Annotated in this window: 10 protein-coding genes and 1 pseudogene; 4 read left to right on the forward strand and 7 right to left on the reverse strand. The window is 60.5% G+C overall.

Going from position 1 to position 15,561, the window contains the following annotated elements; translation table 11 throughout:
• Positions 1 to 547 precede the first annotated feature (547 nt).
• A complete protein-coding gene (locus AC6LJ5_RS27930; RefSeq protein ID WP_498142208.1) occupies positions 548 to 1,186 on the reverse strand; it encodes a PIN domain-containing protein in 639 nt (212 codons plus the stop codon).
• Positions 1,176 to 2,189 (reverse strand): ImmA/IrrE family metallo-endopeptidase, encoded by a 1,014-nt coding sequence (locus tag AC6LJ5_RS27935; protein ID WP_498142209.1) that lies wholly within the window; start codon positions 2,187 to 2,189, stop codon positions 1,176 to 1,178. The genes AC6LJ5_RS27930 and AC6LJ5_RS27935 overlap by 11 nt, the downstream gene beginning before the upstream one ends.
• 2,034 nt (positions 2,190 to 4,223) lie before the next feature.
• Between AC6LJ5_RS27935 and AC6LJ5_RS27940 the strand changes: the two are divergent.
• Positions 4,224 to 5,474, forward strand: a pseudogene (locus AC6LJ5_RS27940) (IS256 family transposase).
• A gap of 113 nt (positions 5,475 to 5,587) precedes the next feature.
• Here AC6LJ5_RS27940 and AC6LJ5_RS27945 read toward each other — a convergent pair.
• A complete protein-coding gene (locus AC6LJ5_RS27945) occupies positions 5,588 to 6,466 on the reverse strand; it encodes a DUF5677 domain-containing protein (protein WP_498142210.1) in 879 nt (292 codons plus the stop codon).
• 539 nt (positions 6,467 to 7,005) lie between these two features.
• Between AC6LJ5_RS27945 and AC6LJ5_RS27950 the strand changes: the two genes are divergently transcribed.
• From AC6LJ5_RS27950 to AC6LJ5_RS27960, 3 genes are all read left to right on the forward strand, one after another.
• Positions 7,006 to 7,338 (forward strand): hypothetical protein, encoded by a 333-nt coding sequence (locus AC6LJ5_RS27950; RefSeq protein WP_498142211.1) that lies wholly within the window; start codon positions 7,006 to 7,008, stop codon positions 7,336 to 7,338.
• A 241-nt stretch (positions 7,339 to 7,579) separates the two neighbouring features.
• Positions 7,580 to 9,208, forward strand: coding sequence for a thiamine pyrophosphate-binding protein (locus AC6LJ5_RS27955; RefSeq protein ID WP_498142212.1), 1,629 nt, complete (start codon positions 7,580 to 7,582; stop codon positions 9,206 to 9,208).
• 337 nt (positions 9,209 to 9,545) lie between these two features.
• The gene (locus tag AC6LJ5_RS27960; protein WP_498142213.1) at positions 9,546 to 10,547 is read left to right on the forward strand and encodes a Bug family tripartite tricarboxylate transporter substrate binding protein; all 1,002 of its coding nucleotides are present in this window, start codon (positions 9,546 to 9,548) and stop codon (positions 10,545 to 10,547) included.
• Between the two features lie 61 nt (positions 10,548 to 10,608).
• Here the strand turns inward: AC6LJ5_RS27960 and AC6LJ5_RS27965 are convergent, their stop codons facing one another.
• The 4 genes from AC6LJ5_RS27965 to AC6LJ5_RS27980 all read right to left on the reverse strand — a co-directional run.
• Entirely contained in the window at positions 10,609 to 12,312 is a 1,704-nt protein-coding gene (locus AC6LJ5_RS27965) for a P-loop NTPase fold protein (protein ID WP_498142214.1), read from the reverse strand.
• Positions 12,313 to 12,440: 128 nt separating this feature from the next.
• Positions 12,441 to 13,271, reverse strand: a complete 831-nt coding sequence (locus AC6LJ5_RS27970) for a hypothetical protein (RefSeq protein WP_498142215.1) — start codon at positions 13,269 to 13,271, stop codon at positions 12,441 to 12,443.
• Positions 13,272 to 13,418: 147 nt separating this feature from the next.
• Positions 13,419 to 14,459 (reverse strand): M48 family metallopeptidase, encoded by a 1,041-nt coding sequence (locus AC6LJ5_RS27975; RefSeq protein WP_498142216.1) that lies wholly within the window; start codon positions 14,457 to 14,459, stop codon positions 13,419 to 13,421.
• On the reverse strand, positions 14,437 to 15,561 hold a 1,125-nt coding region (locus AC6LJ5_RS27980), incomplete at its 5' end, for a YjgN family protein (RefSeq protein WP_498142217.1). The genes AC6LJ5_RS27980 and AC6LJ5_RS27975, both read right to left, overlap by 23 nt.

Consider the following 15,561-nt stretch of genomic DNA (forward strand, 5'->3'; position numbering starts at 1 on the left):
GGGGAATGTCTGTGCCGTGGGCGGGGTAGAAGTAGCGGCCGGTTAGGGGGCTGTTGGATGGAGTGGGAGGGGCGTCTAGTTCTAGGACGATGGTGCCGGCGCCTTGGAGGGGGCCGGTGTAGATGGTGCGGGGGGCGGCGTAGGATTGGGTACTGACTAGGGATAGGGTGGTCAGGGCCAGTGCGAAAAGGCACGGGCGGTGATGGCAGGCGACGGGTTGAGGCATTTCGTAGATGAGTCGAGGGTTTGATGAGCAATATGGCAAAGGTGCTTAGATGAGGTCGATGTAGGCTAATGTGCCTCAACGGAAGCTAAGGCCGCCAAGAACGAAAAGGGAACATAATTTGCTTACGGAGAGTGCAGCTTTCGGTTCGGCCAAGAATTAATTTTGGGTTGACGCATAGAGAGAATCCTAGAATATCTTCGCTGTGCCTGAGTATGGGTTTTGCCAATGGAGTGTTCCAGGCCCGTGGTCAATCGAACGTCGTGAAAATTCAAAAAATACCGTTATTCAATAATAAATTTTTTCTGGTTTGAAAATCGGAAATCAATCGCATTGATCCGGCTGATCTTTCGTTGACGAGGAGTCGAACGGTAGGATAGGGAGAGTAGTAGAACGCGCATTCAGTTGGCATTGCAACGCCAATCCGTAGGCCTGATCTAAGTGTGGTGCCAAGTCGCCTCCTAGTGCCCTATGCTGGTCAACGACTATCGGGACGTCCGAGTCTCCCAGCTTTCGCATGAAAATCAACCATGAGAACAAATGGGGGGTAGTCTGAACTAGTTTGTGGCCGGCGGAATGCGCGAGTTTTCGCGCCTTCTGGTCGTCAGTTAGTACGGCTTGGCCGATTCTCATGGCAAATGCTATGGAGGAAATCTCGCCCATACCCAACCGCTTGCGATCTTCAAGAGACATCACATCTTGAAGATCTCCGATGCTGCATGAGTGCGCTGCGAAAGACCCGCTACGTTGCTCCACTTGCAGACGTCTGCGCAGTTCGTAATCGGCCTCCGTTGCGGATTTTCTCGGTTTGATCATGCACTCGTAGTATACGAATGAGGTTATACAGAAGTCGCAACGAGCATCTTTAGCGGCGGAACGCAGACGGGCCGAAGAAAGAATATTCCAGACCGAACAGGTGTCGGTCACATTAAATGGATGAAACTTGGAGGGATCAATTGCCATGCAAACTTCGTCCATAAAGTCTCGCCAGATCGCCTAGTTCTCCGCGACTGCAAAGGAGGGCCTCAGCGAGGCGACCGAGGCTGATCACTTCCTGCGAGTATCCGTCGAAGCAGAGTCCCACGTAGTAATCTGAAAGGCCTCGCTCCAGTAGCGCGGCCTTTCGCGCGCGCTGCGCTTTATTGAGGCTCGCGGGAAGTTCCGGGTCGTGTTTGGCCTCGCGGGGCACTCGAAAGCGTCGAATGCGATTACTAGATTCTACGTCGACGAGGCTTGCTTCTTTGAGGGCAATGCCCAGAGCGTCGCAACTCACTCGGAATTCGTTAGCCCAATGTTGTGTGTTTTCTTCGCTCCAAACCGTGGATTTAGGGAGATTGCGTAACACCTCGGGCGGTATGAGGTAGCAGGACGCAAAGCGGTTAGCACGATTCTCCAGTCTGTCGGTTCTGTTTGTCTTGACATAGGTGACACTTGGCCCTGTGTCGCTGTCGAAAATAGCATGTGCCATTTCATGGGCAGCACTGAATCGCTGCCGATAAAGATCTTCGCTGTAGTTCACCAAGGCGCATTTTCCCGCGGTGGGATGCCTGACGAACAGACCTGAGATCGCGGAGTTGCCGAGTTTTCGACGAAAAATATGCAACCCGACGGAGCGGAATTCCCGATAGATGTCTCGAGGCACTTCTCGATCGCTGTGGCCCATAGCCTTACGGAATGCGACCGCCGCGGCTTCCCCATGCCCTTTGAAGTAGGTGCCGGTCGGCAGGTAGCTGAAAGATTGTGTTGTCCTTCCAAGTTCTCGCATCAGAAATTCCTCCGTGTCGCAGAGGTAGAGAAACTCTTGGACCGAAGCGCGATCTTCCTTCGAAAAGTCTCGGCCATACGCGCGATAGAGGGTTTCTGTCTGTTCGAAAGGTGCTGATTTTTCGTTGCTGATGAAATACTTAAAGTCGCAGCGATAGTAATCAGCCAGAATGAGAACCTCATCGCCAGTTGGCTCCAGCAAACCATGTTCGATCGAGGTTAGGCGACTAATTTCGATGCCTGTGGCTATCGCTACTTCCTCAAGTGTCTGTGTGAGCTGATCGCGGTATTTCGATAGCTTAACGCCTAGAGATCTAAGATTAATCGTCATTAGAGAGAAGTGTATTGACGCGATGGAGGGAGGGCAGCGATTTGGTCGATATTTATAATAATTCCGTCGTTGAGGAAGCGGACTGCTGGGGGGGGGCATTCTTTGATAATTTTTATGGTTTAGTCATGTTTTATCTGATGTTCGGCCTGGGTTCTCCATTTTCTACATTTTTATTTTTATGATTAGTTGCGCTTTGAGGGCACAAATCCATATCTTTTTGGTTATTTTGTGGAAACCCTCTATGAAAATAAAGGTGTTGATGTTGATTTGAAGTGATTATGTAAAGTTGTCGTCAGTTAGAATAAATATATATTTTTCTCGGGTGAAGGTTTCTTTGTGCAGGGCGGGTGCGCATGGCCTACGGGATGGGTCGTGTCGTCAATTTGTTGAGTTGGATTTCTGTTCAATAGAAATGACTTCATGTTGGGCGAAAGTCTTGATTAAATATTACGGAAGGAGGTTTTCCTTCAAGGCGGATAGTCTGCCAACCATTCCATCTAATCTTATCAAGGTCGAGCTCGTAGTCTGCTGCACACATCAATGTCTGAAACTGATTTGTTGGGTCGAGTAGATGGTGGGAGTACAGGTCGAAAAAAGCCCTCGAATATACTGGACATAATTCCATCTAAAATCAATAGGGTAGGGCAGTATCTTCCAGAAAGTCGGGCTGCAGCTGTGGCGAACTCAATCATGACCTGTCCTTGTTCATATGAGCTCAACAGCCGAAACCGCAATCCGGGAGTAGTGCCTTGTACGTCGCCTAGTACAGTACGTTGATCGGTGAGTATATCGTCATTATCTGTGGCGAACTCGATACGGAGATTTGTGACTGTGCTGTAGGGAAATTGATTGACGTCATCGAATAGAGACTCAATTGTCATGCTTGGAAATCCAAGGGATTGGGCAAACATCTCAATATCATCGGAGATTGAAAAGTCCAAAGCTTGGGGTTTTATTATTCTAAATCCTAGTGGAATGAAAGAAACAAATCTTCCATCGATGTCGTATTTTATTTGTAAGTCTCGAGCGGTTAATCGCATCCTTTGTGGCTTAGGATTCAGGATAGATAGTCGAAGATCGAGATTTTCTTTTCGTGTGGTTACCCATCGGTCGAGTTCTGATGGGTCAAAGAAGCCGCTAATCCATTCTGTAATTGCTGTTTTTCCTGTTGAGTTGGGTCCGTATATAAGATTTAACTTACTAAGCTGGAATTTTTGACCCGATTCGAACAGTGGGCTCCTAACTATTTCGAGTTCATGAAGCCATCCGATAGGAGGATATAAGCCTTCATGCTCAAGTTGAACACGTGCCTCGTGTAGCGCTTTGAAGCTTAGGAGTGTCTCAGCAGGATATGCTGCTCCTTTGTTGTTGTCGACTAATTTTGCGTGTCTTCCGCATAGCCAAATGCCATTGCTAGCTCCTCTAATTTCGGCTGGGGATAATCCACCTTGCCCACGAGGGCCACCTTTGGATGCAGAAAATATATGTGCAGCATAGCCGCTATTCGAAATGTACTCGGACGTAGGGCCAGGTCCCACTGTCCTCTGATTGCAGCCGGGGAAACTGCATTGATGTCCTGCGCTGTGAGCAATCTTGTTGCGCACATTCCTCGAGAAGTTCTCGCGTGCCATGGATGTTTAAATTTCTAAGAATATTAAGAACGGGTGGTTTTTTGCCAAATTTATGGCAGAGAAATAGTTCATCACTATCGGTTTTGTCGATGTGGCTGGGCGTGGGGTATCAGTGCTGATTAAATTTGAATTTTTTTCGTTTAAAAGTATGAAAGCTCCTGCTGGAAGCGAAAGGTTCTTGTCGTTTCGTCCTAGATATTTAGTGTTTTGGCGAGGAGGTTGGGCCTGTCATTAATTTCGTGTTCAAGGCATAACATACGTCCAAGGAGTATGTATGCTTCGCACCCCGAAGTCCAAGCTGGCGGATCTGCCGGCTATTCCCCGTGAGTTGTTGGAGTCGTTCGGTAACGGCCCGATGACGGCCTGAGCCATCAACGCTGCGTCTCTGGCCTTCAAGAAGGCATTGATTGAGCGAGCGCTCGCAGGCGAGATGAACCATCATCTAGGCTATCCGAGCGGGGCGGCCAAGCCGGCCGATGTCGCCAACCAGTGAAATGGCAAGGGCGCCAAGACGGTGCTCACCGAGGAAGGCCCTGTGCGTATCGAGGTGCCGCGCGACCGCGACGGCAGCTTCGCACCGCTGCTTATCCCCAAGCACGAACGGCGTTTTACCGGTTTTGACGACAAGATCGTCGCCATGTACGCCCGAGGCATGACGGTGCGCGAGATCCAGGGATTTCTGCTGGAGCAATATGCCACCGAGGTCTCACCGGAGTTCATCAGTTCAATGACCGATGAAGTCATGGCCGAGGTCACTGCCTGGCAGTCTCGGCCTCTGGAACCGATGTACCCGGTCGTCTTCTTTGATGCGCTGCGGGTCAAGATCCGCCAGGATGCGGTCGTACGCAACAAGGCCATCTACCTGGCGCTGGGTGTGTTGCCCGATGGTTCACGCGACATTCTTGGCCTTTGGATCGAGGGCACCGAAGGCGCCAAGTTCTGGATGAAGGTCTTCAATGATCTGAAGACCCGAGGCGTGGGCGATATCCTGATCGCCGTGACCGATGGCTTGAATGGCATGCCCGAGGCCCTGGCCGCTGTCTTTCCCGCGACCACGCTGCAAACCTGCATCGTGCATCTGATCCGCAACAGCCTGGATTACGCGACCTGGAAGGACCGCAAGGCACTTGCCGCAGCCATTCGGCCGATCTATACCGCCACGAGCGCCGAGACAGCCGAGGCTGAGCTTGATGCCTTCTCCGAAGGCCCCTGGGGGCAGAAATTCCCGACGATCCGCGCCGCGTGGCGCAGCGCCTGGGATCGCGTGATTCCCTTCTTCGCATTTCCGCCAGAGGTGCGCCGAGTGATTTATACGACCAACGCCATCGAGAGCATCAATGCCCAGTTGCGCAAGATCATCAAGACGCGAGGCCATTTCCCGTCTGACGATGCGGCAACAAAGCTGATCTGGCTGGCCCTGCGCAATATCACCGCAGATTGGGGACGGCCGGCTCGCGATTGGAAGCCGGCCATGAACCAATTCGCTATCCTCTATCAGGAACGGTTCATCAGGCCTTCTGTGTAATTCCTAAGCCCGCCTTGAACACGGAATTTCTGACACTCCCGCGAACAGTGTCCACTGTCGGCCATATTCGGTCGCCCGTGAGCGTCCGCAGTGGGTCGGCTGCTCGGTTCTCGTCAGCTGTCCCGCTTGTCTACTGAAGGTGGTGTCCCCGGCTTGTCATTAAGCTCTTCGCCGCTGACAGCCTTATACATACGGCGGAACAATTCCCGCTCGATGTCGGCCAACGGTTTGCATTCGTGGACTGTTGCGAAGGCCGAAAGAAAGCCGCTGATTGCGTGGGCGACGGCGGTCAGGATATCAACCACCTGCGCCTCTGTGCCCGCCTGAAAGGCTTCGACACTCTCTTTCCGCGGGTTGTGCGCACTCATGAAGTAGCTCATGCCGTACACAGAACCGTGAATGATCTCCGAGGAGACGGCATATACAAGAGCGTAAGCACCCAAAAGGGCGCCGCCAGAGCGGTCATCGACCTTGCCAATGCGGTTGATCTTGGAAGGCGCGTCCAACGAGCTCCAGGAGTCTCGACCTTTGCCTGTGAATTCAGGGAACAACTTGTCGGCCGTTGCCTTAGGGTCCGGATCAGAGTTCAGTCTGAACGCAAAATCGCCGTTACCGATTGAACGGTTTGTATGCTTCCAGGCCGCATAATCTTTGTGCTTCATGGCGCGTTCGGAAACCTCGACCGGCTGCGTCACGAAGAATGATGCGTTGATGAAGCCTTCAACTACTGCGCGCGTGATGGGATATAGGTCCCGCACGGGAATTCCTACGTTTGCCGAGCCCGCTAAGATCGTGTTGATCGACTGACCTGCTCCTAGGGAAGTAGCGGTCGCGGCACGCGCTTGGTCCCGTTCCAAGCGACAAGTGACCTCGTGGCCGAAAAAGTCCGCAGGCCCTTGAGACATCACCCAAAGTGTTAACCGTAGAAGCTCTTGCTGTGCGCCGATGATTGCGCTGAGCTCTTCAATGACCTGCTTAACGTTCGTGCCCATTTCCCCTATCCCTCCACTGCGTGGAAAAGACGCAAGTATGAATCGTCCTGGCTTTACAGAGGCCCACTGCGGATTGCAGCCTGGCTAGTGCTTTGACGAGGTAGCCCCGCTCTGAAGATCCGGTTCAGCAGTGGGAGGTTGCGTTATTGAACGACCGCTTTGCAGTGATGCTTTCATGACACCATGTGTCTCTTCTGGGTCGGAAGCCGTCGCTGAATCTGAATTGCCCCGGTAGCTTGGTCCTAGATCTGCCTCAGAAGTTGAAATCCGTCGACGAAAGAAGTCCTTTCTTCGTATATTTCTCCCACTACCCCACCAACGGTAGCCCGGTTTGGAAGCCGGTACACTTCACCAGGCGGACGGCCGTCTTCATGACGGCCTTTTCATGTCCGCTCGCCTCTGCACGTCCCTATGGGCGGGCCCTGGCGAGGGTGCGCTTGCGCACGCCGGGTCGGTGAGACCGGTCTTCCAACCTCGTCTCGTGCCCGCCCACCCCATTTGGAAGTGGGGCGCGGGTTCTCAACTCACCGGAGGCATCCATGACGAATCACCCCCTAACCCAAAACCCCTGGTCCCTGGACACCGACCCCGAACACGGCCTGGTCGCGCTCTCCCATCTCCAACACCTGGACCGCACCCGCTACGCCATCGAAACCATCGCCCGCATGGTCGGCAACAGCGCATCCGAACCCGACGCCACCGGCTCGCAACCTCTGGACGCCTGGACCGTAGCTACCCTGCTGGGCGGCGTCGAAAGCCTATGCGACCACATCGGCACGCTGACCGAATCCATGCTGGACCAGGCCCGCGAATCCGGTCTGGCGCTGGCGCATTGCACAGAAACACACGACGCGCCGCCGGTAATCCAATAAGTCCATAACCCAACAAACCAACCGGCCAATCAACCCACAGGCCGCAACAGCCACCTCCCATCAAGGCAACGCAGCACATCCCGGGCCGCCACCCCCAAGGCGGCCCGTTCCATTTCCGCGCCCACCCCCTAGCTTCAAAATTCCCCAACCAAACCCGCGCCATTGCTCATTACACTGGCCGCTCCCCATCCCCGCCAAACCGCGCCCGGCCATGTCCCGGACGACGCCACAGGAGACTCAGGTGCTTGGATCCCAGTTGATCATCCGTATGCTGCATCGCCTGGGCGTCAGGACCATCTTCAGCCTGTCCGGCAATCAGATCATGCCGCTGTACGACGCCTGTATCGACTCGGGCATCCGCATCGTTCACGTGCGGCACGAGGCGGCGGCGGTGTACATGGCGGATGCCTGGGCGCAGATGACCGGCGAGCTGGGCGTGGCGATGCTGACGGCGGGGCCGGGCCTGACCAATGGGCTGGCGCCGCTGTATTCGGCGTTGCAGGCGGAAAGCCCCGTGCTGCTGATCTCCGGCGATTCGTCCGTGGCGGAAGACGGCAAGGGCGCGTTCCAGGAGCTGGACCAGGTGGCAATCACTCGCGCGATGACCAAGCTGTCGCTGCGTCCGATGAGCGTGGGGGAATTGCATCCCGCGCTGGACCGCGCGGTCGGGCAGGCGCTGGCGCCCAGGCGCGGCCCGGTGCATCTGGCGCTGCCGTTCGATCTGTTGACGGCCGAGACCGGCTTGCAGGAACTGCCGCCGGCAGCGCCGCAGCCGATCGCGCCGTTCGCCACGGGCGCGCTGGACCGGCTGGCCGCACTGCTGCACGCGGCGCAGCGTCCGCTGGTGCTGGCGGGCCCGAGCGCCGCGCGCTGGCATGCGCGCGCCGCCTGCCGGCAGCTGGAGGAGGCGCAGGACCTGCGCGTCATCCCCATGGAAAGCCCGCGCGGCCTGAAGGATCCTTCGTTGGGCGCGCTGGCGGCGGTCATTCCCGATGCGGATCTGATCGTGCTGGCGGGCAAGTGCCTGGACTTCACTTTGGGCTTTGGCGGCGCGGCGGCGTTGGGCGGGCAGGCGCGGGTCGTGGTGATCGACCCGGATGCCGCGATGCTGGAACGCGCGCAGCGTTTGTTGGGCGAGCGGCTGGCGCTGGCAGTGCAGGGCGATGCCATCGCGGCCTTGTCCGCCTTGCGGGCGGCGCAGCCGTCGGCGGCGCGCGCGGCGTGGCGGGCGCGGGTGGATGAGGCGCTGCGTTATCGCGGCAAGCCGGAGCCTGCCGCGTCGGCGGGCGCGGCGCTGGGGCCGCGCGCCTTGTGCGAGACGGTGCAGGCGTTTCTGGCGTCCGCGCCGGATCCCGTGGTGGTCTGCGATGGCGGCGAGTTCGGGCAGTGGGCGCAGGCCTATTGCAGCGCGCCGGTGCGCATCATCAACGGCATGTCGGGGGCCATCGGCGCGGGCGTGTGCTATGCCATCGCGGCCAAGATCGCGCGGCCCGGTGCGACGGTGCTGGTCCTGATGGGGGATGGCACGGCGGGTTTTCACTTGATGGAGCTGGACACGGCGGTGCGCGAGCAGGCGTCGGTCATCGCGGTGATCGGCAATGACCTGCGCTGGAACGCGGAGCATCTGATCCAGCTGCGCAGCTATGGCCCGCAACGGCTGATCGGCTGCGAGCTGTCGCCGACGGCCAGGTATGACGAGGTGGCGTCGGCCTTGGGCGGGGCGGGTTTCGCGGCGGACGACGCGCAGAGCCTGGGCGCGGCGCTGGCGCGAGCGGCGGACAGCGGCTTGCCGGCATGCATCAATGTCTCGATGGCGGGAGAGGCCGCGCCCGTGTTCAACGCGTCTGGTCCGTCCGCCGGCGGGCATTGAGCCGCAGTCCGTGACGCATGCCCGCATGGGGATGAACCAGCAGGCGTAAGCCGCGGGCATCGCGCCGGCCGCAGTCTGGTCTCGTTTAGCAGTCCCATTGTTCAGCGCAGCGCCTGCGCACTTTTAGTCCCGTTGCACAACGCAGTCCCGCTTCACAATGCAATCCCGTCGCACAACGTAGTCCCGCCGCATAACGCAGCCTCGCCTCACAACGTAGCTCGTCGCACAACGCAGCCCCGTCGCACCACGCAACCCCGTCGCATCCCGCAGTCCCGCCGTTCCGTAGCCACGTCGTTTCATCGCGTAGTTTCGTTCCCCCGCTCGACAGGAGAATCCCATGATCAGCCTCTCCGGCCTTCGGCCGGCTGCCTTTGCTCGCGCCGCGATTTGTGTATGGGGCGCCTGTACCGGGCTTGCCGCCGCCCAGGCTTATCCCGCCAAGCCGATACAGCTCATCGTTCCTTTCAGCGCGGGCGGCGACGCCGACATGGCGGCGCGCAACCTGGCCGCCGCGGCGCATGGGCTGCTGGGGCAGCCCGTGGTCGTGGTCAACAAGGCGGGCGCCAACGGCGCGATTGGCTCGGCCGCCGTGAAGCAGGCCGCGCCCGATGGCTACACGCTGCTGCTGGGACGGATCGGTTCGCAGGTGCTGCTGCCCGCCTTGCAGCCCAAGACCACGCCTTACACGGCGGGGGATTTCACGTACATCGGGTTGCTGGAGCTGAACCCGGTGGTCTGCGTGGTGCATCCGGACAGCGGCTACAAGACGCTGGACGATCTGGCGAAGGCGGTGAAGGCCAAGCCGGGCAAGCTGAACTACAGCCACTCCGGCCCGGCCACGGTGCAGAACCTGGCGCCGCAGCTGCTGCTCAGCACGCTGGGCTTCAAGCCGGACGCGGTGGTCAGCGTGCCGTACAAGGGCGGCAACGAGGTGGCGCTGGCGGTGTTGAGCCGGGACGTGGATTTCGCCTGCAACAACCTCAGTTCCATGACGGGCCTGCTGACCGGTGGCAAGCTGCGTCCGCTGCTGACGACCACGCCCGAGCGGCTGGCGCAGTTTCCGGACATTCCCACGGCGCGCGAGCTGGGGCTGCCGCAGATGGAAGCGGTGATCGGCTGGAGCGGACTGTTCGGGCCGCCGAAGATGGCGCCCGAGGCGGTGCGGCGATGGGCGGCGGCGCTCAAGCAGATCGCGCGGGATCCGAAGTGGATCGCGGGGAATGAGAATTTTGGCGGGATTCCACACGTGCTGTCGCCGGAGGATACCGAGCGGTATGTGCGGGACGGGAGCGCGATCTATGCGGAGCTGGTGGCGAAGGCGGGGTTGCAGGTGAATTAGCGGCGCGTGTCGATGCAAGGGCGTCAGGCGCTGCCGTGCGCCGCCGGACGCCCTGTCCGGGCTAGGCGCTGTGTTCGTCCGCTGCGGGCTCGAAGTCCGGGTCGCGCATGCGGATATGGCGCAGCAGGATGTCCGACAAACGAGGCTTGCGGTTCGCCACGATGATGGCGTTGGCGGCGCTCTTGAACTTGCTCCATGCCAGTTTGTAGCGGTCGTGGTCTGCTTCCATTCCGGGCAGGCGTTCGCTGTAGAACGTCAGGAAGCGCTTCAGCTCGTCGAACGCGTAGCTCTCGATGGCCTTGCGTAATTGCACGGACGAGATGTTCTGCAGGAAGGGCATGAGCGCTTCCGAGGCCGACGGCGGATCGGCCTCGATCTGCTCGATCGCGTCCATGACGGTCTGCATGGGGCGGCGTGATTCGTTGACCTCCCGGATCGCCTGCGCGATGGGGTCGGCCAACCCTTGCAGGACGCTTTCCTGCACATATTCTTTCGAAGCCTTGCGCCAATGCCGACCCCAGGCCTCGGCCATGTGCGACGCCCAGTCCTGGCCGCCGCGCCGTTCCAGGTCGCGGATGATGGTGCTGGCCATCTGCGGGGCCAGGGCTTGCCAGCCGTTCGCGCCCCAGTCGCGGGCCATGCGCTGGAAGGTCTGGTCGGTGGCGTCCGGGTCGTAGAGCGCGCGGTCCACATAGTCCAGCGCGGCCATCTGGGCGGTCGCGTGCAGCGCCCGCTCATCTCGCGCCTGCATCCTGGCCGTCACGCGGGCCGCGTCGAGCGGGTGATGCCGCACGAAGTCCGACAGCAGGGACAGCAGTTCGGTGTCGTTGGTGACGCTGCATCGCACGGCCAGCAAAGCGGCGTCGCCAGGCAGCGTTTTGCCCAGTTGATCGGCGCAGACCCGGGTCCAGTCTTCCAGGAATGTCTCCACCTGTTCGTCCGGAAAGCGGTTTTCGTAATGCAGGATGGCCAGGAAGACCAGGCTGCGCAGGATGTACTCGGGCAGGGACTGCTCTTGTCGCTCCTGGCGACGAATCGCCTTCCTGAACGCGTCGGCCAGCCGCTCGATGCGCTGGATGATGCGGATGTTGGTCAGACCGGCGGCCTCGGCCGTGGCGACGATAGACTCGCGGTCCGGGCAAGCAGGCGACAAGCCCAATCCGCAGGCATCGGTCGGCGTGGGCCGAAGATTGATCTCCGCGTCCAGGCATTTCTCCCGCACGGCGCGCCATTCCTTGCCCTGGTTGGCGCTCAGTTCTTCCTCGTTGTAGATCAGCAGCACGGTGCAGCCCTTGCCCTTGAGCGCGTCCACATAGCCGAACAGCGTTTCCAGCGACAGCGCGGCGTCGCGGCGTTCCAGGTCGTCCACCACGATGATGCGGTCGCGCACCAGCATGCCGGTGATGACGGATTCAGCCAGCGCGCCGGTCGCCAGCAATGCGTCGGCGGCCTCGCCGATGAAGGGGATGTTGCGCAGCGCGTCAGTGAGCTTCCTGCCGGTTTCCTTGATGACCTTGCCGCCGGCTTCGCCATACTTGGACGCGTTGCTGGCGGCGTCCTGCAACAGCGCGCGGCCGATTTCGTCCAGCGATTTCAAGCCGAAGCAGAAGGCGTACAGGGCGGTCTTCGCGGCGGGCAGCGTGTCACGCAGGGATAGCCATAGATGCGTCTTGCCCGCGCCCCAGCGTCCGCTCAGGCCGAGCACCTGGCCTTTGCCGTTTTCAAGAAACTGGGTCAGGGCGTTCCTGCTTGCGTTCAGGTCCATGCCGGGGTTCCACTTTTCTGGTGAGTTCACGGAGGATGCCAGCGTCGCCGGAAACGTGGCGGGCGGGTGGGGCGATAGCGGCCAGGCATCGTACCGCATGCATGGCCGCGCGGTCTGGCCGCCTTGGGCTACTTGCGGCCGTCTTCCGTCTTGTTGTCCGCAGGCGCGGGCTCCGGCGAGCACATGGTGGGATGCGGGGTATCCGGCTTGCCGGGCAGGCGTTGCGACAGCGGCGGGCTGATTGTTCTGGCAATGGCCGATTTGGGCACGGCGGACGCTGCGCCCGCCTGCAAGACGGCGCAGGTGTCGGTGTTGCACCAGAGTTGATGGATGACCCCTTGGTTCGGGTCAAAACCGGGAAGATGGGGAATCGTGGGCAGTGCGGCCAGTGGAACCTCCTGGCAATAATCCTGTGCGTCGCGTTTGCCTATGACTCCAAACGGCTCAACCAGCACAATCAGGCTGCAAGCGACGAGAAGCGCGATCACGAGGATCGAACCGGGGATCGCGAGGACATAGCCAGCAAGCCCGGCCGCGATATAGGCAATCTGGCGCCGCAGGCTAAGGTCTTTAAACGGGATCGCGGTGGCCGAGACGCGAGGCTTGGCGGCCTTCCTGCGGAGTTTTTCGATCACCAGGAGGAGGATGAGCACCACGCAGCCGATCGTCGCTGGCAGGAGAATCGACATGAGCATGTCGAGAAACCAATCGCCGGAGGTCAGCAGGATATGGGCGGCGCCATTTCCCCAGGCGCGATAGGCAAGCCACATCGCATCCGACGTGGAGATGCTCATCTGTGTGTTGTCGAGGTGAAAATACGCCAGATAGCCAGCCTGATAGGCCTTGCCCTGCAGGTAGAACATCGCCGTCAGGAAGACGGTGAATGGAATGGGAATCAGGCGAAGCCAGCTTTTCTTTCCGGAGCTTTCCGCGTTCTTGTCGGTCGTTTCGTTTTGCATGTCTTGGAATGGGCTTGAGTGCGTTTATGTTTCAAAGGGCGGGCGGGTTGAATGCGGCAGGCGCAACGCTGCTTGAATTGTGAGTGGAGCCATAAACAACTCCGCTGATCGCCAGCTATGATCTCATTCACCCGGAGTTACGCCGCGTCAACGCGCCTGCCTGATCAATCTTGCCCGTTCCTCCGTCGGCGGATGACTCGACAACCACCCCGGCGCACTCCCCGACGACGCCCCACCCAACCGCTCCAGCATCACCGCCAGAGTCTCCGGATCCTTCCCAGTCAGCCGCAGCAGCGCGATCCCCCGCGCATCCGCCTCGCGCTCGAACCCGCGCGAGTAGCTCATATCCAGCAGCCCCGCGCCGATGACGCCCATGTCGTGCGTCGCGCTGGCCACATCTCCCGTCATCAGCATGACCACGGCGGACAGTCCGGCGATGCGGCCCAGCCGGCGCATGCCGTGCCGGTACTCGACGTGAGCGATTTCATGAGCGAGGACGCCGGCCAGATCGGCGGGCGCGGGCGCCAGCGCAAGCAGTTCATCGGTGACGACGATGCGCCCGCCGGGCAGGGCCAGCGCATTGGCGCCCACCAGCCTGCCGCCGCGCCGAAACAGCAGTTCCAGCTTGCCGTGCGCGACCTGGGCATGCGAGGCCAGTGCGTCGAATTCCGCCTGGATGGACTGTCGCTTTTCAGCGGGCAGTTCGCTGTCGTGAAAGGACAGCCGGTCGAGCGTCTCCAGCACGGCCGCGCCGATGCGGGTTTCGACCGCGTCGGGCACGAAGCGGGACGCGGCATCGCCGAGCCAGGGCACGGTCCAGCGCAGGCCGACGAAGAAGGCCAGGGTCGCCAGCAATACCAGCGCGAGCAACGGCGCGCGGATGCGTTCCAGGCGATGCAGCAGTCCCGCCGAACGCTGGCCGTGGGCGCGCGCCAGCGCGTCGGCGCCGTCGTTGTCGTGGGTTTCGAAGACGGCGCCATCGGGCAGGGTGGCGCGGCGGGCGATGGCGCCGATGCGGCTGGACCAGCGCAGCGCGCCGGGCGCCAGCGTGCGCGGCGTGGCGCCGTCGTCCAGCAGCAGCGAGCCGTCGGGCTGCGGTGTCAGCGTGGCGGAACGATGGGCTGCGGCGCCGGCCGGGAACAGCCGGCCCCGCAGCGCGCCACGCTCAGAATGGGGCGGCGTTGCCAAAGCCTTCAAACTGGCTGAATTCGCCGCCGAAGCTTCGGGGCGTCTCGTGTTGGCGCGATATCAGTTCGTCCAGCCCGGGCGCGGCCAGCAAGGTCAGGCTCTGCGCCAGGTAGCGGTAGCGGCGCACGCGGGCCCAGGGATAGGCCAGCGTCAGGGTGAAAATGGTGGCCAGCATGCCGGAAATCACCAGCCACAGGTACACCGCTGGCGAGAATCGGCTTTGCAGGCGATGGCCGCCGGCCAGGGTCAGGTGGCCGAGGATTTCCTGGCGCAGGCAGGCGCTGTAGTACACGCCGGCGGTGTACAGGCCAGCGTAGACGTCCAGCATCAGCATTGTGATGAACAGGCTCAGCGTGGGCGCGTCGGGCGGGGGCTGCCGGTCAGGACGGTGAGTGCTGACGGTCTGCCAGTCGCGCGCCAGCGCTTCCAGCGAAAACTCGATGCCGCCGAGGGCGGCATAGCCGGCCGCGATGAACAGGCTCAGGACCATGATCGCGACGAACAGCAGGACGCTGTGGCCGTATGCGGCATACAGCGGGCCCAGCCTGGGTTTGCCGTCGAATTGGGCGCCGCCGTAGTGGTGGCCGTTGGCTAGGTAGCGGCCGGCCAGGCGTGAGGCGACCGGGGCCAGCAGTCCGAACGACACCGTCGCGATGAAGGGCAGGAGCAGGAATACGTAGGCCGCGCGCAGGTAGCTGCCCTGGAAATCGAAGCGGACGTTGCGCCAGGACGTCATGACGGCGCGGAAACGCAGGCCCGCGTTGATGGCCCAGGGCGCGGCGCAAATGATTGCGATGGCCATCGCCAGTTCGACGAGGGGAGACAGCAAGCTGAGCGCAGTCGAGATGACGATCACGACCAGCGCGAGCAGCCTGCCGGTGAAGATCTGGCCGCCGGTGGCGTGATACTCGAAGCCATGCCCGCCAATCTGGGTATGGCCGTAGAACCAGCGCTGCGTGCGCACCTTGGCCCAGGCGGACCAGATGCCGAACGTGATGATGGTGAGTAGCGCATTGACGAGCCAGACACGGAAGTAGTCACGGGCATCGCCGTTGAATTGAACCGGCAGGGTTTGCAGCGCGTGCGAGGCGGGAAGACGGGG

The sequence above is a fragment of the Achromobacter sp. 1011791174 genome (assembly GCF_059760925.1).